General features: G+C 61.9%; 23 protein-coding genes and 1 pseudogene. 11 read left to right on the top strand and 13 right to left on the bottom strand.

Features of this window, described 5'->3' with window-relative positions; translation table 11 throughout:
• Positions 1-49: 49 nt before the first annotated feature.
• Both purL and EV286_RS07490 read left to right on the top strand, forming a co-directional pair.
• On the top strand, positions 50-2,284 hold the full coding sequence (gene purL / locus EV286_RS07495) for a phosphoribosylformylglycinamidine synthase subunit PurL (protein ID WP_132956412.1): 2,235 nt from the start codon (positions 50-52) through the stop codon (positions 2,282-2,284).
• Positions 2,285-2,304: 20 nt separating this feature from the next.
• Positions 2,305-2,538, top strand: a complete 234-nt coding sequence (locus EV286_RS07490) for a BolA family transcriptional regulator (protein WP_132956411.1) — start codon at positions 2,305-2,307, stop codon at positions 2,536-2,538.
• 23 nt (positions 2,539-2,561) lie between these two features.
• Here the strand turns inward: EV286_RS07490 and EV286_RS07485 are convergent, their stop codons facing one another.
• Positions 2,562-3,710 carry a hypothetical protein gene (locus tag EV286_RS07485; RefSeq protein ID WP_132956410.1) on the bottom strand — a complete coding sequence of 383 codons (1,149 nt, stop codon included), beginning with the start codon at positions 3,708-3,710 and terminating at the stop codon, positions 2,562-2,564.
• A gap of 185 nt (positions 3,711-3,895) precedes the next feature.
• Here EV286_RS07485 and EV286_RS07480 point away from each other — a divergent pair, with 185 nt between their 5' ends.
• The 5 genes and pseudogenes from EV286_RS07480 to EV286_RS07460 all read left to right on the top strand — a co-directional run bounded on the left by EV286_RS07480 (position 3,896) and on the right by EV286_RS07460 (position 8,311).
• Complete coding sequence (locus EV286_RS07480; RefSeq protein ID WP_132956409.1) at positions 3,896-4,126, top strand: hypothetical protein; 231 nt, start codon at positions 3,896-3,898, stop codon at positions 4,124-4,126.
• A 220-nt stretch (positions 4,127-4,346) separates the two neighbouring features.
• Positions 4,347-4,682 carry a Grx4 family monothiol glutaredoxin gene (gene grxD, locus EV286_RS07475; protein ID WP_132956408.1) on the top strand — a complete coding sequence of 112 codons (336 nt, stop codon included), beginning with the start codon at positions 4,347-4,349 and terminating at the stop codon, positions 4,680-4,682.
• Positions 4,683-4,816: 134 nt separating this feature from the next.
• Entirely contained in the window at positions 4,817-6,022 is a 1,206-nt protein-coding gene (locus tag EV286_RS07470) for a multidrug effflux MFS transporter (RefSeq protein ID WP_132956407.1), read from the top strand.
• A gap of 43 nt (positions 6,023-6,065) precedes the next feature.
• Positions 6,066-7,346 (top strand): multidrug effflux MFS transporter, encoded by a 1,281-nt coding sequence (locus EV286_RS07465; protein ID WP_132956406.1) that lies wholly within the window; start codon positions 6,066-6,068, stop codon positions 7,344-7,346.
• 133 nt (positions 7,347-7,479) lie between these two features.
• A pseudogene (locus EV286_RS07460) lies at positions 7,480-8,311 on the top strand (nickel-binding protein).
• Between the two features lie 102 nt (positions 8,312-8,413).
• On the opposite strand, the gene EV286_RS07455 reads toward EV286_RS07460, so the two are convergent.
• The 5 genes from EV286_RS07455 to EV286_RS07435 form a co-directional block, all read right to left on the bottom strand.
• Positions 8,414-9,238, bottom strand: coding sequence for an inositol monophosphatase family protein (locus EV286_RS07455; protein ID WP_132956405.1), 825 nt, complete (start codon positions 9,236-9,238; stop codon positions 8,414-8,416).
• A gap of 17 nt (positions 9,239-9,255) precedes the next feature.
• Entirely contained in the window at positions 9,256-10,137 is an 882-nt protein-coding gene (ttcA, locus tag EV286_RS07450) for a tRNA 2-thiocytidine(32) synthetase TtcA (RefSeq protein ID WP_132956404.1), read from the bottom strand.
• A 79-nt stretch (positions 10,138-10,216) separates the two neighbouring features.
• Positions 10,217-11,146, bottom strand: coding sequence for a glutaminase (locus tag EV286_RS07445; protein ID WP_132956403.1), 930 nt, complete (start codon positions 11,144-11,146; stop codon positions 10,217-10,219).
• Positions 11,147-11,182: 36 nt separating this feature from the next.
• Entirely contained in the window at positions 11,183-12,070 is an 888-nt protein-coding gene (locus tag EV286_RS07440; protein WP_132956402.1) for a ChbG/HpnK family deacetylase, read from the bottom strand.
• A complete protein-coding gene (locus tag EV286_RS07435; RefSeq protein WP_132956401.1) occupies positions 12,067-13,017 on the bottom strand; it encodes a glycosyltransferase family 2 protein in 951 nt (316 codons plus the stop codon). The genes EV286_RS07440 and EV286_RS07435 overlap by 4 nt, the downstream gene beginning before the upstream one ends.
• Before the next feature lie 170 nt (positions 13,018-13,187).
• Between EV286_RS07435 and EV286_RS07430 the strand changes: the two genes are divergently transcribed.
• Complete coding sequence (locus EV286_RS07430; protein WP_132956400.1) at positions 13,188-13,583, top strand: GtrA family protein; 396 nt, start codon at positions 13,188-13,190, stop codon at positions 13,581-13,583.
• Here EV286_RS07430 and EV286_RS07425 read toward each other — a convergent pair.
• From EV286_RS07425 to EV286_RS07395, 7 genes are all read right to left on the bottom strand, one after another.
• A complete protein-coding gene (locus tag EV286_RS07425) occupies positions 13,494-15,089 on the bottom strand; it encodes a glycosyltransferase family 39 protein (RefSeq protein WP_132956399.1) in 1,596 nt (531 codons plus the stop codon). The genes EV286_RS07430 and EV286_RS07425 overlap by 90 nt on opposite strands.
• Before the next feature lie 84 nt (positions 15,090-15,173).
• Entirely contained in the window at positions 15,174-15,791 is a 618-nt protein-coding gene (gene rpsD, locus EV286_RS07420; RefSeq protein WP_132956398.1) for a 30S ribosomal protein S4, read from the bottom strand.
• A 228-nt stretch (positions 15,792-16,019) separates the two neighbouring features.
• Positions 16,020-17,534, bottom strand: a complete 1,515-nt coding sequence (locus EV286_RS07415) for an ATP-binding protein (protein ID WP_132956397.1) — start codon at positions 17,532-17,534, stop codon at positions 16,020-16,022.
• Between the two features lie 168 nt (positions 17,535-17,702).
• A complete protein-coding gene (gene murI, locus EV286_RS07410) occupies positions 17,703-18,503 on the bottom strand; it encodes a glutamate racemase (protein ID WP_132956396.1) in 801 nt (266 codons plus the stop codon).
• Positions 18,484-19,314, bottom strand: a complete 831-nt coding sequence (locus tag EV286_RS07405) for an RNA methyltransferase (RefSeq protein WP_132956395.1) — start codon at positions 19,312-19,314, stop codon at positions 18,484-18,486. The genes murI and EV286_RS07405 overlap by 20 nt, the downstream gene beginning before the upstream one ends.
• Before the next feature lie 80 nt (positions 19,315-19,394).
• Positions 19,395-21,377, bottom strand: a complete 1,983-nt coding sequence (locus EV286_RS07400) for an FUSC family protein (protein WP_132956394.1) — start codon at positions 21,375-21,377, stop codon at positions 19,395-19,397.
• An 82-nt stretch (positions 21,378-21,459) separates the two neighbouring features.
• Complete coding sequence (locus tag EV286_RS07395; protein ID WP_132956393.1) at positions 21,460-21,990, bottom strand: hypothetical protein; 531 nt, start codon at positions 21,988-21,990, stop codon at positions 21,460-21,462.
• 188 nt (positions 21,991-22,178) lie between these two features.
• Between EV286_RS07395 and EV286_RS07390 the strand changes: the two genes are divergently transcribed.
• From EV286_RS07390 to EV286_RS07380, 3 genes are all read left to right on the top strand, one after another.
• Positions 22,179-23,390 carry an NADP-dependent isocitrate dehydrogenase gene (locus tag EV286_RS07390; protein ID WP_132956392.1) on the top strand — a complete coding sequence of 404 codons (1,212 nt, stop codon included), beginning with the start codon at positions 22,179-22,181 and terminating at the stop codon, positions 23,388-23,390.
• A gap of 81 nt (positions 23,391-23,471) precedes the next feature.
• Complete coding sequence (locus EV286_RS07385) at positions 23,472-23,918, top strand: GNAT family N-acetyltransferase (RefSeq protein ID WP_132956391.1); 447 nt, start codon at positions 23,472-23,474, stop codon at positions 23,916-23,918.
• 86 nt (positions 23,919-24,004) lie between these two features.
• The gene (locus EV286_RS07380; RefSeq protein WP_132956390.1) at positions 24,005-24,631 is read left to right on the top strand and encodes a glutathione S-transferase family protein; all 627 of its coding nucleotides are present in this window, start codon (positions 24,005-24,007) and stop codon (positions 24,629-24,631) included.
• Positions 24,632-24,661 lie beyond the last annotated feature (30 nt).

The following is a 24,661-nucleotide window of genomic DNA, read 5'->3' as shown; positions in this document are numbered from 1 at the left end:
AGGCTAAAGACAGCCTAAACCCCCATCCCGCACGGACTTTCGAGAGCCCATGACCATTCCCAACATACGCCCGATTACTCCGGAACTCATTGCAGCGCACGGCCTGAAGCCCGATGAGTATGCACGTATCCTGGAGTTGATTGGCCGCGAGCCGACCTTTACGGAACTCGGCATTTTCTCGGCGATGTGGAACGAGCACTGCTCGTACAAATCCTCCAAGAAATGGCTTCGCACGCTGCCGACGAAAGGCCCGCGCGTGATCCAGGGTCCGGGCGAAAACGCCGGCGTGGTGGACATCGACGACGGCGATTGCGTCGTCTTCAAGATGGAGAGCCACAACCATCCCTCCTACATCGAACCGTACCAGGGGGCGGCGACCGGCGTCGGCGGCATCCTGCGCGACGTCTTCACCATGGGCGCACGCCCGATCGCTGCAATGAACGCACTCCGTTTTGGTGAGCCCAGCCACCCGAAGACCCGTCACCTCGTCTCCGGTGTCGTCTCCGGCGTCGGCGGCTACGGCAATTCCTTCGGCGTCCCGACCGTCGGCGGCGAAGTCGAGTTCGACGCCCGCTACAACGGCAACATCCTGGTCAACGCCTTTGCCGCTGGCCTCGCCAAGTCCAATGCCATCTTCCTGTCCGAAGCCAAGGGCGTTGGCCTGCCCGTCGTCTATCTCGGCGCCAAGACCGGCCGCGACGGCGTCGGCGGGGCGACGATGGCCTCGGCCGAATTCGACGAGTCGATCGAAGAGAAGCGCCCGACCGTTCAGGTCGGCGACCCCTTCACCGAAAAGTGCCTGCTGGAAGCCTGCCTCGAACTGATGCAGACCGGCGCCGTTATCGCCATCCAGGACATGGGTGCCGCGGGCCTTACCTGCTCGGCGGTCGAGATGGGCGCCAAGGGCGACCTCGGCATCCTGCTCGATCTCGATGCCGTTCCCGTCCGCGAAGAGATGATGACCGCCTATGAGATGATGCTTTCCGAAAGTCAGGAACGCATGCTCATGGTTCTCGAACCCGAAAAGGAAGCCATCGCCAAGGCGATCTTCGTCAAGTGGGGCCTGGACTTCGCGATCGTCGGTAAGACGACGGACGACCTGCGCTTCCGCGTCATGCATCAGGGCGAGGAAGTCGCCAACCTGCCGATCAAGGATCTCGGCGACCAGGCACCGGAATATGACCGGCCATGGCGCGAATCCGACAAGCGTGCACCCCTGCCCGCCAATCTCGTTGCCGAGCCTGAAAATTACGGCGAAGCCCTGCTGAAGCTCGTCGGCTCTGCCAATCAGTCCAGCCGCCGCTGGGTCTATGAGCAGTACGATACACTGATCCAGGGCAACTCCCTGCAGCTTCCGGGCGGCGATGCCGGCGTCGTGCGCGTCGAGGGCCATCCGTCGAAGGCCCTTGCATTCTCCTCGGACGTGACCCCGCGCTATGTCGAGGCTGATCCCTTCGAAGGCGGCAAGCAGGCCGTTGCAGAATGCTGGCGCAACATCACGGCGACCGGCGCCGAGCCGCTGGCCGCGACCGACAACCTGAATTTCGGCAATCCCGAAAAGCCGGAAATCATGGGCCAGCTCGTTGGTGCAGTGAAGGGGATCGGCGAGGCCTGCCGGGCACTCGACTTCCCGATCGTTTCGGGCAACGTCTCGCTCTACAACGAGACCAACGGCGTCGCGATCCTGCCGACCCCGACGATTGCCGGCGTCGGCCTGCTCCCCGACTGGCGCAGCATGGCCCGCATCGGCAGCGCCTCGGAAGGCGACCATGTGATCATGATCGGCGTCGATGGCAGCCATCTCGGATCGTCGGTATACCTGCGTGACATCCTTGGCCTTTCCGACGGCCCTGCGCCTGCGGTCGATCTCTTCGCGGAACGCCGCAATGGCGACTTCGTCCGCTCGGCGATCCGCAACGGCCAGGTGAATGCCTGCCACGACATCTCCTCGGGTGGCCTCGCCATTACGCTTGCCGAAATGGCCATGTCCTCGGACAAGGGCATGAGCATCGATCTCGGCGAAGGCAGGGGTATGGCGCATGCGCTTCTCTTCGGTGAAGACCAGGCCCGCTACGTGATGGCCGTTCCGGCAGATGTCGCCAATTTCCTGTGCGCCAATGCGGAAGGGGCAGGCGTGCCCTTCCGCCGTCTGGGTACCGTTGGCGGCAGCGATCTATCCATCGAGGGTCTCCTGACCCTCCCAATTCAGCAATTGCGCGAGGCCCATGAATCGTGGTTCCCTGATTTCATGGATGACGGCGCTACGCTCGCCGCCGCCGAATGAAATGCAAGGAGTAAGCCGCCATGCCAATGAAGCCCGGCGATATTGAAGACATGATCAAGGCCGGAATTCCCGGCGCCAAGGTCACGATCCGCGACCTTGCGGGTGACGGTGATCACTATGCGGCAGAAGTCGTTGCGGAGGTGTTTCGCGGCAAGAGCCGCGTGCAGCAGCATCAGATGGTGTACGAGGCCTTGAAGGGAAACATGGGCGGCATCCTGCACGCCCTTGCCCTGCAGACCTCGGCACCCGACTGACCTTACAAAGACAATGCCCGGGCTCAGAGCACGGGCATCTTCGCGTGCGAGAACTCCGCAAAGGCGGCCGCCGGCAAGGGTCCGGCCGTCAGCAGCGTGAAGTCGAACGGAGCCCGGATATCGGGCCCCAGCACGTATTGGCGATGAACCCTCAGAAAATCCGTCTTGATGCGCCGATAGTGCTCGGCCGTGAGCATGTGCTTCATCCGGATGAAGATGATCCTGGGCTGCGGCGCATCCGCGTGGCCGGTCGCCGCCACCACCGGCACCTTGTAGAAATGGATTGAGTCGGTGAGGCAGTGAACGTCGAGCCACGTCACATCCCTGCAGCGCGCGATCAACCCTACCCTTGACCTCAGAACCGCGGCCGGACGCAGCAGCGCACATTGCAGGATGGCGCAGCCGAGCGTCGCAAACACGACGCGCTTGCCGGCAAACAGCTCCGGCTCGCGTTCGAGCAGCATACCGATCACATGGGCGGCGACGCTCGAGCCCATGCTGTGCGAGGTGATGACATATTCATCGGCCTCTTCGCGCAGCGCCACTCTCGCGCGCTGAGCACAGTCCTCCAGCCAGCGACAGATCTCATTGTTGTCCAGCCGGGCAAGCGCGACGGCAAGCTCCCAGTCGGCGAAGAGATGCAGCGTATGAAACCGTTCGGTAAACGGCAGGAACGCGCGCTTGAAAAGAAGGAAAGCCAACTGCAAGCTCCAGACGAGGTGCAGGAGCGGCAGACCGAAGAGCCAGGGCAGCGCGGCAAGAGCGCCGCAAGCCAGAAGCCCGAGCGCCATCAGCAGGAACGGAAACAGGAAGAACAGCCCGAACCGCCAGGCATGGCGAAAATAGCCGACAAGGCCACCGGAGATGGCGACCCGCCATGCGCTGAGGAAACCGTCGCTCAGGCGGCGCAGCAGCGTCTTGTCGACGAGAAGCCGCAACAGGTCGTTATGGTCGAGCATGTAGATGCGGCTCTGCGCGTGCCAGTCCGCGCCCGTCGCCTCCACATCGAAATACGGCGCCGGACCGGATTGCTGATCGCCTGTAGCAGCGAAGTAGCCCCAAACAGCGGCACTCTGCTTGGCGGAGCGCGCATAGCGGGCGTGGTGCGCCTTCGCATCAAGGGGTTCGAAACCGGGAAAATGCAAAACGACTCTTTTGGCAATACGATCCATCAATATCTTCCGTCGAGGAACGATGAACGCTTCCCCGCCATTCCGATGCTGCACTCCCCAGCATCGGCCGTCTGCAAAAACATCTCCCAACCACAAGGACCGCTTGCTAACTCAAAGCAGCAGGAATTCAATAGGAACATTCGCGCTTTTTGGCATTGGCGGCCGATTGTTACCGGGGGTTGGACATGGCGGATATCATGAAAGAGCTCGTTGGCGGCATTGTCGACAGCGTGCTCAAGGAGATCCTGAAGAAGACGGCGGGGCGGACCGCAACGAAACGGAAGAAGCGGCAATCCCGCTCATCCTCGACGGGTCAATTCACGAGCAAGCCATCGGCGTCCGCGCGCAAGCCGCCGAAGAAGCAGGTAAGCCGGCGCAAGACGGGAGCTTCGCGCAGCAGGCAGAAGCGCTCCTAGAGCACAGGGCGCGTCAATAGCGACGTACGGAGGACGCCGGTCGCGCCGCGGCCAGACCTCTTCCGGAGGCCGGACCGTAACGGCCGAGCAACAGCTCGATCACAACCTGCAATGAAGGTCGTTTTTTGATTTTCTCGGCTGGAATTCCACCGATTGGATTGCTACATAGCATGGACGATTGAACGGCGGGCCTTTAACCCGCATGTGAAAGGATTATTTCATGAGCGGAATTCACGAATTCATCGACAACGAAGTCAAGGGCAGCGACGTCGTTCTTTTCATGAAGGGCACACCGCAGTTTCCGCAGTGTGGCTTCTCCGGACAGGTCGTTCAGATCCTCGACCATCTCGGCGTCGACTATAAGGGCATCGACGTCCTCGCAGATTCGGAAATCCGCCAGGGTATCAAGGACTATTCCAACTGGCCGACGATTCCCCAGCTCTACGTGAAGGGCGAATTCATCGGCGGGTGTGATATCATTCGCGAAATGTTCCAGGCTGGCGAACTCCAGCAGCATCTTCAGGAAAGCGGCATCACGGTTCGCGGCGCCGCCTGACCGGGCACCGGGTTCGCCCGGTTTCCAGATTTATATTGATTATCAAGGCGCTGCGCTCCGCAGCGCCTTGACTTGTTCATGGGAAATTCATTGTGGCAAATTCTTCACAACTCGTGTCCGCGGGCGAATTGCCCATGGGCAAACGTGAGTTCATCGCGCTTGCAGCTCTCCTGATGGCCGTCAATTCGTTGGCGATCGACATCATGCTTCCCGCTCTCCAGCAAATCGGCCAGAGCCTCGGCGTCGAAAACGAAAACCACCGCCAATATATTGTCTCCGCCTATCTTCTCGGCTTTGGATCCGCCCAACTCTTCTATGGGCCGCTCTCCGACCGCTTTGGCCGGCGCCTGCCGCTCCTGATCGGCCTCGGCGTCTATATCTGTTCGGCCATCGGCATTGCCTTCGTTCCCTCCTTCGCCGGCCTGCTTCTCCTGCGCTTCATCCAGGGCCTCGGCGCGGCGGCAACCCGTGTCATCACGATCTCGATCGTTCGCGACATCTATGGCGGCCGGCAGATGGCGGAGGTCATGGCGCTCATCATGATGGTGTTCATGATCGTGCCTGTCATCGCGCCCGGCGCCGGCGAAGTCATCATGATGGTCGCCAACTGGCACATGATCTTCGTGTTTATCGCCGCCATCGCTGCGCTGGTCACGGTCTGGATGTATATGCGGCTGCCTGAGACCCTCAATCCGAAGGACGTGCGTCCCTTCACGCTGCGCTCGATCATCGGCGGCTTCGGCATCGTGCTCGGCAATCGCGTGGCTCTCTGCTATTGCCTCGCGACAACCTTCATCTTCGGCGCCCTGTTCGGCTTCATCAATTCAGCCCAGCAAATCTATGTCGGCATCTATGGTCTCGGCGTCTTTTTCCCGGTCGCCTTCGCCGGCGTCGCGATCTTCATGTCGCTGTCGTCCTTCCTCAATTCGCGCTTTGTCGGCAAGGTCGGCGTGCGGCGCCTCTCACATGGATCGCTCGTCGGCTTCGTTGCCATCACCTTCGTCTGGCTGATGGTCCAGGTCTTCAGCTCGCAGCCGATGCCGTTCGCCATTTTCATCACCCTCTTCGGCCTCGCGATGTTCCAGTTCGGCTGGATCGGCTCCAACTTCAATACGCTCGCGATGGAGCCGCTCGGCCACGTCGCAGGTACGGCCTCTTCCGTCCTTGGCTTCACCAGCACGATCGGCGGCGGGCTGATCGGCGCTGCGATCGGCCAGGCCTTCGACGGCACGGCGCTGCCGATGATCGCAGGCTATTTCATCGTCTCGGTAATCGGTCTGGTCTTCGTGCTGATCGCGGAGAAGGGAAAGCTGTTCCAGGTCCAACATCCTGCCGCTTGAGCGCCGAAAGGCCCTCAGTCCAAGTCATTCATGGGGTTCAAAAATGACGTCGACTCACACGCCTAAGCCCGCGCCCGCGGGCGCGGCCCGCATCAAGCTCGGCCTTGTGGAATTCATCATCACCATCGCCATCATGACCGCCAGCGTGGCCATGGGGATCGACAGCATGATCCCGGCCCTGCCGAGCATCGGGCACTCCCTCGGGGCGGGCAACATCAATGACGGCCAGTTGGTGATCGCCTCCTTCTTCCTGGGCTTCGGCCTTTCGCAGATCGTCTTCGGCAGCCTCTCGGACACCTATGGCCGCCGCAAGATCCTTCTGGGCGGCCTTGCCTTCTACGCTTGCGCGATGTTTGCGGCTGCGGCAGCCCATGACTTCAACACGCTGCTCCTGATGCGTTTCGTGCAGGGCATCGGCGCTGCGGCCGTGCGCATCACGACGATGGCGATCGTGCGCGACTGCTTTGGCGGCCGCGAGATGGCAAGGGTCATGTCCTATGTCATGATCGTTTTCATGATCGTGCCGATCATCGCGCCATCCATCGGCCAGCTCATCATCACCTATGCCGACTGGCACTGGATCTTCATCCTGCTCGGCGTCGTAGGCACGATCCTTTTCCTCTGGGCGCTTGCGCGCCTTAAGGAATCCTTGCCGGAGGAAGAAAGGTTGCCGCTCTCGGCCACATCGGTTGCTACCGGTTTCAAGACCGTCCTGACGAACCGTATCACCTGCGGCTACATGATCGGCCTCACGCTCTTCACCGGTGTGATCTGCGCCTATGTTGTCTCCGTCCAACAGGTATTCGGAGAGCTTTACGGGCTCGGCGACTGGCTGCCCATCGCCTTTGCGGCGACGGCAGGCGGTATCGCGGTGGCGAACTTCGCGAACGGCTCCTTCGTGCGCCGCTTCGGCATGCGCCGCATTTCGCATGCTGCCATGCTCCTGTTCACCATCCTGTCGATCTTTGGCTATGTGCATGCGCTGGGCGGCACGCCTCCCTTCGTCTTCAGCTATATCCTCTTCTCGATCCTGCTGATGTTCTTTGCGGTCATCGCCACGAACTTCACCGCGATCAGCCTGGAGCCCATGGGGCATCTGGCCGGTACTGCGACGGCCATCACGGGCTTCGTGTCGACCACGGGCGGCGCCCTTCTGGGCGGCGCTGTGGGACAGATGTTCAACGGTACGGTGCAGCCCCTCTTCGGCGGCTTTGCGCTGTTCGGCGCCATTACGGTCCTCGCCACCCTCTGGGCGGAAAAGGGAAAGCTCTTCACGCATCCGGGCGATGATCCGCAATTCGACCCCGGAAGTGCCCATATCTGAGTTGGGGACCTCCCAGCCGGCGCGCGCCTCAAACAAGGGCGCCGGCTGGCTATAGCAAAGAATGGACGGCCGTCGATCAAAGTCCTAGGATGAAGCGCTTCCGAAACGCCGAGAATTTCGGTAGGAGAGCCGAATGCCTATCTTCATGGACCGGCATGAACTCGCTGGAACGTCCGCCGCCGATATTGCCGAAGCACATCGCAAGGATGTCGCCATCCAGGATCAGTACGGCGTTAAATTCCTGACTTACTGGTTCGATCAGCGGCGCGGGACGACCTTTTGCCTCGTTGAAGCGCCCGACATGGAAACAGCCCAGTGCGTGCATCGAGAGGCGCATGGCTTCATCGCGACGGAAATTGTCGAAGTCGCCCTGTCGGCAGTCGAAGCGTTTCTCGGCCGCATCCATGATCCTGAGCTCGGCCCCGCGCCGGGGCCATCCTCGTCCGACATGGGGGCCGGCCACAGGGCGATCCTCTTTACCGACATCGTCGATTCGACCGCAATGACGTCCCGCCTTGGCGACCGGATGGCGACGGAAATGGTGAGGGCCCACGACGCAATCGTCCAGCCAATCGGCCGGCCGCGAGGTCAAGCATACCGGTGACGGCATCATGGCGACGTTCGCATCGACGACCGCAGCTGTCGATTGCGCCATGACGATCCAGAAGGAATTCAGACGCTACAATACCGGCAATCCGGAGCCGATGCATATCCGCATCGGGCTCGACTGCGGCGAGCCGGTCGAGGACAGCAACGATCTGTTCGGCCGCACGGTGCAGCTGGCGGCGCGATTGTGTGCCGCGGCTTCCATGGACCACATCCTGGTGTCGGAGAGCATCTTCCGGGAATACGGCTCCTCCAGCATCTTCGTCAACGCGGCGCGTCGGCGGTTGAAGGGCTTTGCGAAGCCGGTCCTGGCCTTCCAGTGCGACTGGGCTGCCAGCGTCGATCGGGAGGCTTCCTGAGTAGAGCAATTCCGCTTTTCTCCGAATCGCGGAAATGCTCTATCCCCTTGTTTTCACGCAGTTCCGGACGGAAAACCGGTTCCCACTTTTCCTGGAACTGCTTTAGACGGTGAAGACCTCGCGCCGGAGAATTTCCCAGGACGCCTTGTCGGGCGCAAGCAGGAGACCGCCCTCGACATGGTGCGGCAGATAGGCCGACCCGTCGAAGCGGGCGGCGAACGCGCCGGCCTCCTGCGAGATCAATGTCCCCGCCAGGTGATCCCAGGGCATCAGCTTGTTGTACATGAGATAATGCACGTGCCCGCCGGCGAAGGTGCGATACTCATGCGCCGCGCAGCGATAGTTGGTGATGAACCGCACCTTGGCGAGGTTGGCAAGGATTTCCGCGCGCTTTGCCTGCGGCAGGTAGCCGGTCGACGCCATGCCGACCATCTCGCCGAGCGCCACAGGCTTCGCAACGGAAAGTCGCTCCGCCGCGCCGTCCGGTCGCCGCTGCCAAGCGCCTGCGCCCTTCTCCGCCATCACCCAATCGTCTCCCATCGGATCGTAGATGATGCCCGCAACCGTCTCGCCCCGGACGACGACGGCGGCCATGACGCCGAAGGCCGGTATGCCGGAGGCGAAGTTGAAGGTTCCGTCGATCGGATCGACGATGATCGCAACATCGGCGCCGTTGATGCGCGGCAGCAGCGAAGGATCGGCAGCGACCGACTCCTCACCGACGAAGACCGCATCCGGGAGGAGCTCCGCGACCTCGGCCTTGATCATTCTCTCGGCGCGCTCGTCGGCCTCGGTCACGAGATCGGTCGCCTCGCTCTTGGAGCGGATATCGCCAACGTCCAACCGGCGAAATCGAGGCAGGATTTCGGCCTTGGCCGCGCGGCGCAACAAGTCGGCCAGAGCCGGCACATCAATCTTCGAGGTCATGTGAACATCCTGGGTATCTATTCGCTCGACGGAGCGGCGGCCACGAGGCCGGCAAAGTCGAACAGCTTGGGATCGAGAAGATGCGAAGGGTTTACGTGGGCGAGAGCGCGCAGCATCGTGTCCTTGCGGCCAGGCATGCGTCGCTCGATATCCGCCAGCATGTCCTTCATGGCATTGCGCTGCAGTCCGTCCTGCGAGCCGCAGAGGTCGCAAGGGATGATCGGAAACTCCATGGCCACAGCAAAGCGCGCGAGATCGTCTTCCGCGCAATAGGCGAGCGGCCGCAAGACCATCAGGTCGCCTTCGTCGTTGAGCAGCTTGGCCGGCATCGACGCGAGCCTGCCGCCATGAAAGAAATTCATGAAGAAGGTCTCGAGGATATCCTCGCGGTGATGGCCGAGAACCAGCGCGTCACAGCCCTCTTCACGGGCGATGCGGTACAGGTTGCCGCGGCGCAGCCGCGAACAGAGCGAGCAGTAGGTCGCGCCCTCCGGCACCTTCTCCTTCACGATGGAATAGGTGTCGCGGTATTCGATTCGATGCGTGACGCCGATCGACTTCAGGTAGTCCGGCAGGACATGCTTCGGGAAATTCGGCTGGCCTTGGTCGAGGTTGCAGGCGACGAGTTCGACCGGCAGGAGGCCACGCCATTGCAGATCGAGGAGAAGGGCGAGCAGGCCGTAGGAATCCTTGCCGCCGGAAAGCCCGATGAGCCAGCGCTTCTGACCTTTCAGCATCTGGAAGTCTTCGAGCGCCTGACGAACCTGACGCAACAGCCGCTTGCGCAGCTTGTTGAAAGAGACCGATCGCGGCACTTGTGCAAAGAGCGGATGCGAGGCTGCACCTTCGGCATCCACCAATTCGGCCACATCACCCACTATCGAAGCTGCAATATTCATCCTGTCATCCCGTCGGGCGCACGCGACTGCGCCACCGCTGCCATCTCCTTAGCAGAAGCCTGCCGGGAGAAACACCGTTTCAATCGCCAAAAACCGACCAGCCGGTGCGTGCCGCCAGCATCTCCAGCGCGACCGAGCCGAGCTGGGAATTGCCCACCTTGTTGAGGCCCGGCGACCAGACGGCAATCGATGCCGTTCCGGGCGCAATCGCGAGGATGCCGCCGCCGACGCCGCTCTTGCCCGGCAGGCCGACGCGATAGGCAAAATCCCCCGAGCCGTCGTAATGGCCGCATGTCAGCATCAGCGCGTTGATGCGCCGTGCCCGTCTCGCCGAGACGACGGAATGGCCGGTAGACGGGTTGCGGCCACGCGCAGCAAGGAAGAGCCCGGCCCTTGCCAACTGCAGGCAACTCATCGCGATGGCGCACTGATGGAAGTAGACGCCGAGCACATGATCGGCCGGATTGTCGAGATTGCGATAGGCCCGCATGAAATTGGCAAGCGCGATGTTGCGATAGCCCGTCTGCGTCTCCGATCGCGCAACCTTGTCATCGATGCCAATGGTTTCGTCATCGGCGAGATAGCGGACGAAGCGCAGGAGTTCGCCGATTGCTTCCCGCGGCGCGTGGCCGCCCAGGACCACGTCGCTGACGGCGAGCGCGCCGGCATTGATGAAGGGGTTGCGCGGAATGCCCTCCTCCAGCTCGAGCTGGACGATGGAATTGAAGGCCGTGCCCGAAGGCTCCCGCCCGACGCGCTTCCAGAGGCCCTCGCCTATCTTGCCGAGCGCGAGCGTCAGCATGAAGACCTTGGAGATGCTCTGGATCGAGAACGGCACTTTTGCATCGCCGGAGAGATAGACATCGCCGTCGACGGTCGCGATTGCCATCCCGAACTGCATCGGATCCACTTTCGCAAGCTCTGGAATGTAGCTCGCGACCTTGCCATCGCCGAGCTTCGGCGAAAGCTCGGCGTGGATATCGTCGAGAATGGTCTGAAGGTCAGGCATCAAACATCCAGTACGGCAATTGCTTCGGCCGGTCGGCTAAGGGCGCCCGGGCAAAGTCTCTTGCTCCATCGAGCCTGCCACCGCAAGACTGCTGCGGTCGAGAATGTTGAATGCCTGTGATTGTGCGAGCACCTCGAGCTCGGTTTTGCGGGGCTCAACCAGCCTGTCGCGGCCAATGAGCACGGTATCGATATCGCCCGGGTGGCACATGACGACAGCCCCCTCCGGCAGCTGCGGTCGCAGCGCCTTGAGCATCGAAGCGAAGTCATCGGCACCGGACCAGTCATAGAAGCCGGCAAGCGGCCCGACGACGTCATAGCCGACCGCACGCATCGCCTTGTCAAAGCCTGCACCGAGCAGGCAGATTGCCGTCACCTTCGATTTCACCACCAGGCCCTCAACCAGCGACACCGAGGGCTCGCCGCGCAGCCACGGCACGGCCTCGGCACCCATGAAGCGACCGATTCTCTTGGAGAACCAGGAGCGGACCGGGGGGAGGAAATGGACATGCTGGTGGCCGTCGATGTAATGCGGCATGTGGCCCATCACCGCGACGAACGCGTCGAGCTGCGCATCGAGCTCCTCATGGATCAGCGGCTCCAGGCTTTTCTGCAGGCAGCTCTGCACGACGACTGTCTTCACCGGCTGCATGCGCCCGTCCGGCGCAATCTCGCTTTCGCCGGTGAGCGGAGGGAAATCCGTCAGCGTCAGGTGAAGGCCGATGACGGCGTGGCCTATGTTCGTGCAGCTCTTGAGCAGGCGCGCCTCGTCCGGCCACTCGGGGAAGAGCGTCATGCACCCGGTACCGGAAATCCGCCGCGCGGCGATGAGCGATCGTATCCCCTCGCCGATGGCCGGCGAAAGGCCATAGTCGTCGGCGACGAGCCAGACTGGTTTCGACGCTTCTCTTGCAGGCGCGCTCATGTGCGGTCACTCGATTGGTGGAGTTTGCGGATGAGATAGAGCGGACGGTCCTTCGTCTCGCCCGTGTTGACCCAGAGATATTCACCGAGCAATCCGAGGAGTACGAGGTTCAGTCCTCCAAGGACCAGGACGGCAACCATCAGGCTCGGATAGCCGGGAACGCGAATGCCATCGAAAACCACCTCAAAAATGATCTTGATTCCATAGATCATGCCGAGCAATCCGGCCATGGCGCCGCAGAAGGAAACGACGCGCAGGGGCAAGGCGGAAAACGACGTCACTCCCTCGAGCGAGAGCGAAAGCAGGGCAAGACCGGACCACTTCGAAACGCCATTTGCGCGTTCGTCCGGTATGTAGTGAATACCCTTTTGCCGGAAGCCTGCCCAGGCGTAGAGCCCCTTGTTGAAGCGATGCTTGTCGCGGACCTTGAGAAATGCATCGACGACAGGGCGTCTCATGATCCGGAAATCCCCGGCATTTGCCGGGACGATGAAACGCTGGCGGAAATTGATGAGCCAGAAAAAGAACCGGCTGCCCACTGCCTTGCTGGGTGATTCCCGGACGCGATCGTCCCGCACGGAATAGACGACATCCAGTTCGGGATCGCCAAGGAGCCCGCTGACGAGCTTGATGCAGGTATCATAAGGGTGCTGCAGATCCGCATCCATCATCATCACATAGTCGCCGGCAGCAAGCTCAAGACCGGCAAAGAGCGCAATCTCCTTGCCGAAATTGCGGCTGAGCTCGGCGATCTTCCAGTTGCCCTCGATCAAGGACGCATACCGGGCAACGCTGTCATCCGTGCTGCCGTCATCCACCAGCACAATTTCCGTATCAAGGCCGAACCGGTCCCGCAATTCCAGGGTGAGCCTCTTTAGGAATCCGGCAAAAGCTGGCGCGGATTCACGCTCATCGAGGAAGGGTACGACGATCGACAAAAGTGGCATTGCGGTCTCCGCTTAGAAGGCTTGCCTCTGCTAAAGGCAGAGGTCTGCTCCGGCGACAAAACCATCGGCAGACGCCCTAGTTTGGCCCGGCATGCTTAAAAGCGATTGCAGAGACCGGCTGCAAATGCGAATAGAAGGCCTTAACGCGCCTTGCCATCAAGCCGATATCGATGCAACCCAATCGTTCATTGAAAAGCAAGCTCATCCGCTTCCTGACCGTGGGAGCCGCAAACACCGTCGTTGACTTCTCGGTCTTTGCCGCGCTGCTGACGCTGGAATTCAACGCTTTCGCGGCCAATGTCTGCGCCTGGATCGTCGCCGTCAGCTTTTCCTATTTCGCAAATTCCCGGTGGTCCTTCGAGGCGTCCAGCGAGTTGGGCGACCGCCGCTCGGCGCCGCGCTTCCTCGTGACCGGAGCCATCATCTCGCTCGGCGTCTCGACGCTGACGATCGCGCTCCTCTCCTCGTTCGTCCCGCTATGGGGGGCAAAGGTGATCGGCACCGGCATCGCGACCGTTCTCAACTTCTTCGCATCGAAGTGGTCGATCGAGGGCAGCCTCACGTGATCCCCGCTGCGGCGGCACCATCCAAACGGTAAAATGCCATTGAGACTGGCCGTCATAACCGGGCAGGTCGAAGCTCGCCCGCGTCGCACGGTCGATACCGACGAGATTGATGACATCGCTGCACGGCGCATCGGGCTCCATGCAGACCAGAATCAGACCGCGCTGCCTCAGTTTCTCCGCGCTGAGATATGCCTTTGAATACTCGACAGAATTTCCTTCGATGATCCTTGGCTTGTAGGCAGAGTAAAACGCAGCCGCATTGGCGGAGAAGACGTCTCCGGCCACATAAGGGTGAAGCGAGCCGCCTCCATATTGAAGCCACAGCGCGTCGAGCTTCGCGATCATCTGCTCGGTCGGTGCGGCGAAATGAGCATGGTTTTCATCCCGGGTCAGATATTTGATCAGGGGCGCGGTCACGACGATCACGGCGAGGAAGATAACGACTGCAATCGTCGACAAATGAACGCGGCTCTCAAGCGCTGTCCGGGGCACGAGAAGCGCGATCAGGATGGCAAGCGGCGTGAAGAACGGCAAAGCCCATACGGCGCTTAGCTCGGCATCGACCGCGAAACCGAGAAAGATCGTGACGACCGTCGGCAGGAAAGCGAAAGCCAGAAGCGCCCGGCCCTCCGCCGAACTCCACAAATTCTGAAGCGATATGAACGAGATCGACCCTCTCCGATGTCGCCCCATGCCGCGCATCAAGAAAACGATCAAGAGGGCCGGCAGCGAGTAGACCACGAGCGAGACAACAAAACGCGCCGTCGAGGACGCCGCGTCGGCGACGGATCCGTCCCCCTGCTCCGAAGCGTAGACGATCGGCAGGAACTCGTTGTTGGCGAGCCAGACCACATGCCCGGCAATCACGGCAAGGAAGGTGCCGAGCACGACGAGACCAAAGGTCGAAAGCAGGATCGGCCGAATCTCGCGATCAAAAAGCGCGTGCAGCAACAGCGCCATGAGCAACGCTGCCGAGTGATATTTCGTCAGCATCGCAATGCCGGCGAGAAGCCCCAGTATCGCGGCGTCAACGAGGCGCTGCCTCTCTATCCCCCGCAGATAGAAAAGGAAGAGTGCGCCCCAGATCGGGGTCATTGCAGAATTGGCGTTGTACTTGATCGCGAGGAACGTGAACGACGGCAGCACCATCGCGCAGAGCACCGCGAGCAGGCGGAATTTCGCGTCGCCATAGCGCGCGGCGATCCGCCAGAGCACGAAAAGCGCAAGACCGGCGTTGAGCGAGGAGAAGAGGAAATAGGCCCAGTCGCGGCGCGGGAAGATCTCGAACCATGCCGCCGTGAGCCAGCCGAAGAAGGGAGGATGCTTGTAGTAGCCCCACTGCCAGAGCACGCCCCAGGCGTAGTTCTCGACCATGTCGCCATACCGATCGAGATTGTTGCGCGACCAGTCGGCATGCAATGTCAGGGCAATAACGAAGAGGACGATCAGACCAATGAGGACGGCCGTCTCGCGCCGGCTGTCAGAAGTGGCTTTCCCTTGAAACATCGAGTCCGTCCGGGGCAGGCTATCTGCCGATAAACAAAAGCCGCCCAGATGAGCGGCTTTCGTCGTCGTAATGTGTCGCGCAGATTAACGCGAGTAGAATTCGACCACCAAATGCGGTTCCATGACGACCGCGTACGGCACGTCGCTCAGCGAAGGAACGCGGCCGAAGGTGGCAACCATCTTGTTGTGGTCGGCTTCGATGTACTCAGGAACGTCACGCTCGGCGAGCTGAACCGATTCCAGAACCGTGACCAGCTGCTTCGACTTCTGGCGGACTTCGATGACGTCGCCGGCCTTGCAACGGTAGGAACCGATGTTGACCTTCACGCCGTTGACGGTCACGTGACCGTGGTTGACGAACTGACGGGCAGCAAAGACCGTCGGAACGAACTTGGCGCGGTATACGATCGCGTCGAGGCGCGATTCCAGAAGGCCGATCAGGTTTTCCGAGGTGTCGCCCTTGCGGCGGTTGGCTTCATCGAAGATCGCGCGGAACTGCTTCTCGCGCAGGTCGCCGTAGTAGCCCTTGAGCTTCTGCTTGGCGCGCAGCTGCACACCGAAGTCCGAAAGCTTGCCCTTGCGGCGCTGGCCGTGCTGGCCCGGGCCGTATTCACGACGGTTCACCGGGGACTTCGGACGGCCCCAGATGTTTTCGCCCATACGGCGGTCAATCTTGTACTTGGACGATTCGCGCTTGCTCATCGCATTTCCTTTCAGTGTGTTGCGCCGGCCTGTTGCCAAGCCGGTCAAGGAAACACGCCCTCCTCTGAATGCCGTTTTAGGCGCTCTGACAGGTTCCTCACGTTACGCTAACGGATGGAGCCACGGGACATGTCAAATGAAACACCGGACATCTCTGCCCGGTGCTTGGCGGGGTCTTTAGAGGTGCGTCATGAAAATGTCAACAGCGCCGCGCGCGGACATGCGGCTTTATTCTGCGGCTTCCCGCGTATCGCCGCCATCCGGTCCATTCGCGTCGCCCGGCGCCGTCTGGCTGTTCATGTCGGGAAAGGCAACGATGCGCTTGCCCGAGAAGTCCGTATGAACAACGACGATGCCCTGCTCCTCGAAATAGCCGAGCAGGCGTCTGGCGCGCCGCGCCGAATGCGTGCCGTAAGCCCTCGCGATACGGGCGTCCGACGGGCACGGCTCACCGCAGACCGCGGCCTTGGCAAGCATTAGGAAAACGCCCTGCAGATCATCCGAGACGCCGGAGGAGAGCGCGAGGGCTGCAGCCCATGCCTCCGTCGCGGCCGTCTCGGCATCGACGCCGGAGCGCACGATCGCGACGCGCCGGCGGAACTCGCCGAGCGGCATCGGCGATCCGGGCACACGGCGCATGCGCAGCCGCACGAGAAATTCCTGGTAGAGCACGGAATCAGTGCGGAAGGCAGAACCCGGATCGTCCAGTATTTCGGTGAGCACGGCCGCGACCCGCGCCTCGCGCTCCTCGGCGGGCAGCTCCGGCTGCGGCACCCTCGCCTCTGGCTGAACCGATGTGGCCGCAGGCGCGGAGCGAGAAAGCTCGGCGAGAATATCGGTGGTCGGACGCGGCGCAGGCGGCGTGCGGCGCACGATCGGACGCTGGAATTCTTCCGGATCCGGCGTGAAGATGAGATCCTCGACGTCCTGCGGCGCATCCGGCAGCGGCATGAGCTTCGGGCTGGACGAGCGGGCAGACGTTTCCACAGTGCCGATCTGGATCGGCAGCGGCCGGCGCGACAGCGCAGGGCCGAGGGCGACGAAGTTCCCGCGCTTGAGGTCGCGGAACATCTCGGCCTGGCGCCGATCCATGCCCAGAAGATCGGCGGCGCGCGCCATGTCGATATCCAGGAAGGTGCGGCCCATCAGGAAGTTGGAGGCTTCCGCCGCCACGTTCTTGGCAAGCTTGGCGAGGCGCTGCGTGGCAATCACGCCGGCAAGCCCGCGCTTGCGGCCACGGCACATCAGGTTCGTCATCGCACCCAGCGACATCTTTCGGGCGTCTTCGGAGACGTCGCCGGCGACGGAAGGCGCGAACATCTGCGCTTCGTCGACCACGACAAGAACGGGATACCAGAACTCGCGATCGGCATCGAACATGCCGTTCAGGAAGGCCGCGGCAGCGCGCATCTGCTGTTCGACGTCCAGCCCCTCAAGCGTCAGCACGCAGGAAACGCGATGCTGGCGGATGCGGTTGGCGATGCCCGCGAGCTCAGCCTCGGTACGCTCGCCGTCGACGACGACGTGGCCGAACTTGTCGCTGAGCGTGACGAAGTCACCCTCGGGATCGATGATGACCTGCTGTACCCATTGCGCCGATTGCTCCAGGAGGCGCCTCAGGAGATGGGATTTGCCGGACCCGGAATTGCCCTGCACGAGGAGACGGGTCGCCAGCAGTTCCTCGATATCGAGCGTTGCCGAGCTGCCGCCGGTCGCCAATCCCATATCGATACCAACCTGCAATGCACTGCCTCTCGGGGGTAGATAGACTCAATTGCCAAAGCGCCATTCTTCCCGAACGGCTCGCCTCCGTCTATCAAAGAATGCCGTGGTTTTCAGTGGGCAGTCGCCGCAACTCACAGGCTAATGTTTGCCCATTTTCATGCGGCCCTGTCCCTGCGACGGTCGTCGCTAGACCCTCAGCCCGAAACCGTGCATCAGCCGGCGCGTCGCGAAATCCGGATTGCCCGAGGTGAAGACGGCAAAATCAGAGCCGTCCGGATGGACGGCATCGGCGAGATGCGGCACGAGGCTGCGGGCGCGGCGCGCGATCGCCTCGGCCGGGTCGAGCCAATCGACGGGCCAGGGCGCAAGGCGCCGAAAGAGATTGGCCATGAACGGATAGTGGGTGCAGGCAAGCACGACGATATCGGTCCTGCGCCCCTCCCTCTCGACGAAGCACTGCTCGATCTCCGCCATGACCGCTTCATCCGAGACGGTCTCCCCACGAATATAGGCCTCGGCCATGCGCGCCAGGTTCTCGGAGCCGACGAGCCTCACATGACATTGAGAGGCGAAGGACTGGATGAGGTCGCGGGTATAGGCACGCTTGACCGTGCCCGGTGTTGCCAGGACAGAAACGAGGCCGGAGCTGGTGCGCTCCGCGGCCGGCTTGATTGCCGGCACCGTGCCGACGAATGTCATGTGCGGAAAGGCGGCGCGCAGGTCCGCACCAACAAGCGTGAAGGCCGTGTTGCAGGCGATGACGCAGACCTGCGGTTCGTAGTCCTGGAGCAACTTCGCAAAGAGCGAGAGAATGCGCTCCTTCAGCGCCTGCTCCTCCCAGCCGCCGTAGGGAAAGCCGGCGTCGTCGGCGATGTAGATGAAGCCACGCTCAGGCATCAGCACCCGGGCCTCGCGCAGTACGGTCAGCCCGCCGATGCCGGAATCGAAGACGAGGACGGGTTTCAGCTCATTCGTCGGTGCTGTCATCGGGCAAAACGTCCTTGCCGGGGGAAGAGTCGCTGCTGCCATCCGGGCGCTGGCGCGGGAAGCGATCAAGGGAAGAGATCACGCCGCGCAGCACGCTGATTTCCTGTTCGGTGAAGGCCTGCCGCGAGAGGACGGCGCGCAGGTTGTCGACCATCTTCGGCTTCTTCGCCGCGGGATGGAAATAGTTGCGCGCCTCGAGGGCCTCCTCGACCTGGCCGAACAGCCCGAAGAGCTGCTCCTTCGTCGAGGGCCGTTGGCCTGTCGCCTGGAACGGCGTGGCGCCCAGATCCTCCATCCCCGACTTCATCCACTCATAGGACATCAGGAGCACGGCCTGTGCGATATTGAGCGAGGCGAAGGCCGGATTGACCGGGAAGGTCACGATCTCGTCGGCCAGCGCGACTTCCTCGTTGGTCAGGCCCCAGCGCTCGCGACCGAAGAGGATGCCTGTCGCCTCGCCTGCGGAAAACCTTTGCCGAAGAGTGGTCGCCGCAACGACGGGCGAACGGACGGGCTTGTAGCCGTATCGTTCTCTGGCGGTCGTCGCATAGACGAAGTTGAGGTCGGCGATCGCCTGTTCCAGCGTATCGAAAACCTTCGCGCCCTCGATCACGTGGTCGGCCTTGGAGGCGGCGGCCTGCGCCTTCTCGTTCGGCCAGCCATCACGCGGATTGACCAGGCGCAGTTCGGCCAGGCCGAAATTCGCCATGGCGCGCGCCACCATTCCGATGTTCTCGCCCATCTGAGGCTCGACCAGGACGATGACCGGACCTTCGGCAAGAAGTTGGCGCTCGCTGTTCGTGCCTGCCATAGAGCCTTTCCTCATGCGACGGTTGCCATGCTGATGCAGCCGGAATAGCCGCGCTCGAGGGAATCGGCAAGCTCTTTGCGCTAAGGATAGAGGCGAGCGAGCAACGAACCGATCATCTCCACCGCAAGCTTCGAGCCTTCACGGGAGACGGGCAAATGCCGGGGAACGGATTTCGCCGCTTTCCGCTCGACGAAAAAGCAATCGGAACCGCGGCCGGCGGCCATCTTGATCTGCTCGATATCCTCGCCAAAGGCATGCTGCAACTCGCCTGCTTCGGCGTGCACGTGGCTGCGCGCAAGAAGCCGCGCCCAATAAGTGATCCCAAGGAAGATCGCCAGCGTCTGGCGGATGTGCCCCGGGCGGGTCACGACCGACCAGAACGATCCGAAGGGCCGCGCCGCGACGGTGACGGCGCGATAGGCCGCCTCGAGTTTCTGCGATTGCATGACGAGCTCGGTGTTCGGCTTGCCGTTCCTTGCCGCCACGAGAAGGCCTTCGAGAGCGTCGAACCAGTTCTTCAAGGCCTCATCGAGGGCGCCGCGCGTTCGTGACGGAAAGAGGAAGAAGGAGACCCCCGCGCCCGCCACGGCCCCGATCAAGGTCTCCTCGATGCGCAGCCCGAGAAGTTCCAGCGTCAGCACCCCAGTCATGCCGTAGACGAGACAGAGCACGATCGAGATGAAGAAGGTCATCGTCGCATAGGACGTCTGGAGGAAATAGAAGGCGAGGAAGATGCATACGACGCATACGGCGACCGCAAGCACCAGATGAGCCGAAAGCAGCGTCGCAAGTCCAAGCCCGATTGCAATTCCGAACGCGGTGCCCAGCGACCGCTGCAGGGCCTTGATCGCCGTGTCGCCCCGAGAATTGGTATTGGTGAAGACGAGGAAGGACGTCAGCACCGCCCAGAACCAGCGATCACGGGAGAGCGCCAGCCCACCGATCATGGCGATGGTGGCAGCAAGCGTGATCTGCAGCGTCGAGCGCACTACAGGGTTGGCAAGCGAGAAATCGATCTTCGGCGGCGCGTCCGCCACGACGCTGCCTGCAATGCCGGCAAAGCCCGAGGCCTGCCCCAAGGCGATCACTCTGGAAAGCTCGCTTCGCGCCTTGCCGAGGTTGATGAGTGCCCACGCCGTTTCGGTATGCGGCCGCTCTTCGAGCCCCTCGAGCGCCGCTTCGTAGGCGGCAAGCGCCTTGTCATCACTCTCCACGACCGCATCGACCAGGGCAACCGGTGGCGGGCTCTGTATGCTGAGCACGATCGCGCTCTCGGCCGCGAGATGTGCGTCGAAGAGCCCGACGGCAAACTCCGCTGCGGGATCGGAGGCTGCATCGAAGACGCCACCTCGCGGACGCGGAATGAAGCTCTCAGCCATCATGACTGCATCCTTCAGCCGCTCCTCGAGCTGGCGCAGCTCATGCCGCTCGCTCTCTTCGACCATACCGTCCGCCGCTATCATACGCAGCTTGAAGAGGATCTGGTTGATGCGGCCGCGCACGCTTTCCAGCGATCGCAGCAGATCCTTGCGCCAGTTGTCGCCAAGGAGCACGGCTCGGACGACGTGGCCGACAAGAGCCGAAATGACCGGACCGATCGCCAGCAGCGGAAGCTCCGAAAGGTTCGGACGGAAATAGGCGCCGATGAAATAAGAGGAGAAGGCGAACATCCCGATGGCAAAACCGCGCGGCCCGAAAACGCGCGCCAGCGATGCGAAGAAGATGACGACCAGGAACACGAAGTCCGAGGCAAAGCGATAATCCTCCAGCACGGCCGCAAGCGCCACGACCGCCAGGCTGACGAGGCATCCGAAAAGCCGGGTCACCAATTGGGGCGTGCTGCCCTTGTCGCGCACTGCAACGCCTCCTTCGATCGACAGCACGATTCCGAGGCCGAAGGCGGCCATCGGCAGCGGCACGATGACCATGTGAATCGCGAGGAGAATCAAGAAGGCGATAACGATCGCCAGCGTCACGCGGACCGCCATCCGCAAACGCGAAAGCGCCGGATCGTTGGCGAGAAGCCAATCACGGAAATCAAATCCGGAAATCAAGACAGACATCCCCTTCGCATTGCTGCGAGTCACAGTCTCCCACTCCGCCAGTTATCCACCGGCGGGGAAAAATCAACCATCAAGCGCGGTTTCATTCGCCGCTGGCGATCACCACCATCGCCGCCTTGAGCGAGACTGGCGGCTGGCCCGGTTCAGCCTCGGTCAGGATATCGTCGATCACCAGGCTGTCGCCCTCGGCAATGACCTTGAAGCGCACCGTCGTGAAGTCCTGAGACTGGTCGTCTCCCTCGAAGCAGGTCGCCTTCTTGAAGCGCACGACGACCTCCGTTACTCCGTCTGCGGCCGGCTGCTCCTCGATCGATACCGCCTCCAGCGGGCATGCATCCTCGCCGTTGATGATCACGTCGTAGTCGAAGGGCGAAATCCCGTCATCGTCGACGGCGGGATGCTCCGCGGCCGCCTGGTATTTCGCGGCAAAATCCCGGCTGTAAAGGCGCACCAGCTTCTGGAGGTCGAAGATGTCGATCCAGTCGCTGTTGGTGCCGGCCCAGTTCTTCACCGTAGCATCCATGACCTCCTTGACGGGCGCTGTCGCGTCTTGAGCAAGGCCAAGGCCGGGCGAGGCAAGGAGGCAAAACAGCAGGAGGGCAGTCTTCTTCATGGCTATGTGTCCGGGCGGGGGAGCGTCGGCGCGAGACTAGTCATTTTGCGACCGAAGGCAATGGCCGCAAAAACATCACCGGCGGTCGCTAGCGGCTTTGCGTTCACCGCTCACAGTGCTATAGCGCTCCCGATTTTGTGTTCTCTCAACGGGACGTCCGTCCCCTAAAGCTCAGACGAGGCAGATACATGAAGAAGATCAAGGTCGCCAATCCCGTCGCCGATCTCGACGGCGATGAAATGACTCGCATCATTTGGCAGCTTATCAAGGACAAGCTGATCCATCCGTATCTCGACCTCGACATCGACTACTTCGACCTTTCCGTCGAAAACCGCGACGCAACCAACGACCAGGTGACGATCGACGCCGCCAACGCCATCAAGAAGTACGGCGTCGGCATCAAGTGCGCGACGATCACGCCCGATGAGGCGCGCGTCAAGGAATTCAACCTCAAGCAGATGTGGAAGAGCCCGAACGGCACGATCCGCAACATCCTCGGCGGCGTCATCTTCCGCGAGCCGATCATCTGCAAGAACGTTCCGCGCCTGGTTCCGGGCTGGACGCAGCCCATCGTCGTCGGCCGTCACGCGTTCGGCGACCAGTATCGCGCGACCGACTTCAAGTTCCCCGGCAAGGGCAAGCTGACCATCAAGTTCGTCGGCGAAGACGGCACGGTTATCGAGAAGGAAGTCTTCGACGCACCCGGCGCCGGCGTCGCCATGGCCATGTACAACCTCGACGAGTCGATCCGCGAGTTCGCGCGCGCCTCGATGATGTATGGTCTGATGCGCAAGTGGCCGGTCTACCTGTCGACCAAGAACACCATCCTCAAGGCCTATGACGGCCGCTTCAAGGACATCTTCGAGGAAGTCTACGAGACCGAATTCAAGGATCAGTTCAAGGAAGCCGGCATCACCTACGAACACCGCCTGATCGACGACATGGTCGCCTCGGCTCTGAAGTGGTCCGGCGGCTATGTCTGGGCCTGCAAGAACTACGACGGCGACGTCCAGTCCGACACCGTCGCGCAGGGCTTCGGCTCACTCGGCCTGATGACCTCTGTTCTGCTGACGCCTGATGGTAAGACGGTCGAAGCCGAAGCTGCACACGGCACGGTCACCCGCCACTATCGCCAGCACCAGAAGGGCCAGGAAACCTCGACGAACTCGATCGCATCGATCTTCGCCTGGACCCGCGGCCTCGCGCACCGCGCGAAGCTCGACGACAACAAGGAACTCGCCAAGTTCGCCACGACCCTCGAGAAGGTCTGCGTGGATACCGTCGAAGCCGGTTACATGACCAAGGACCTGGCGCTCCTCATCGGGCCCGATCAGCCTTGGCTCTCAACCACAGCCTTCCTCGACAAGATCGACGAGAACCTGCAGAAGGCGATGGCATAAGCCGCTGTCCTTCGGCTAGTATTTGGAACGGCGGGGCACTCCCCGCCGTTTTCTTTTGCCGAACGTTCATGGGAGAGATCGATGACGGCAACCGTGCGCCCGCTTATGCCATCCGACCGCGCGGCATGGGAGCCGCTCTGGGAGGCCTATCTGCGCTTCTACGAGACCGTCCTGCCGAAAGACCAATACGACATCACCTGGGCTCGCTTCCAAGATCCGGACGAGCAGATGCACGCACTCGGCGCCTTCGAAGATGATGGCAGGCTCGTCGGTATCGTCCATGCGGTCTTCCACCGCTCCTGCTGGCTGCCGCAATGGACGTGCTATCTTCAAGACCTATATGTCGAAGACAGTCAGCGTGGCCTCGGAACTGGCGGGGTACTGATCGAGGCCGTTGCCGATCTGGCGCGTGCTGGCGGAGCAGGCAGGCTCTATTGGATGACCCACGAGACCAATGCGACCGCGCGTCGCCTCTACGACCGCATCGCTGCGCGTTCGGGCTTCATCCAGTACCGCAAGCAGCTTTGACTGCTGCCGGGATCTGACAGCAGAGGGAGGTATCGTACCGCATCGCTGGAGGGCGATGACGGAATCTGCAGCAAGAGGAGGACTTGATGACAGACGAACTCGTTCTTTACACCAACCCCATGTCACGCGGCCGTATAGCCCGGTGGATGCTGGAAGAAACCGGCGTGCCCTATCGCACCGAGCTCAAGACGTTTGGCGGGACGATGAAGGCACCGGATTATCTCTCCGTCAATCCCATGGGCAAGGTCCCGGCCATCAGCCACGGCGACACGATCGTAACCGAATGCGCCGCAATCTGCGCCTATCTCGCAGACACGTTCCCGCACACCGAACTCGCCCCGAGACCAAATGAGCGCGCTCGCTACTATCGCTGGATGTTCTTTACCGCCGGGCCACTCGAAGCATCGGTGACGCTGCGCGCCCTCGGCTTCGAAATTCCCCAGGAGCGGATGAGGATGGCCGGCTGCGGCAGCTTCGGCGATGTGATGGGCACGCTCGAAAAGGCCGTCTCGGTCTCTGACTACATCGCAGGCGACCGTTTCACCGCCGCGGACGTCTATGTCGGATCGCATATCGGCTGGGGCATGAGCTTCGGTGGCATCGAGAAGCGACAGGCCTTCGTGGATTACTTCGGCCGCATCAGCGAACGCGAAGCCTACAAGCGTGCAACCGTGATCGACGAGGAAGCCGCAAAGCAGATGGAAGCCGCTTGAGGTTTCGCACGCCGGCCCCACACCCGGCGG

Source organism: Rhizobium sp. BK251 (assembly GCF_004345245.1).
Classification (GTDB): domain Bacteria; phylum Pseudomonadota; class Alphaproteobacteria; order Rhizobiales; family Rhizobiaceae; genus Rhizobium.
Note: the sequence above shows the minus strand (reverse complement) of the source record. Positions and strands in the feature narration are given on the sequence as shown.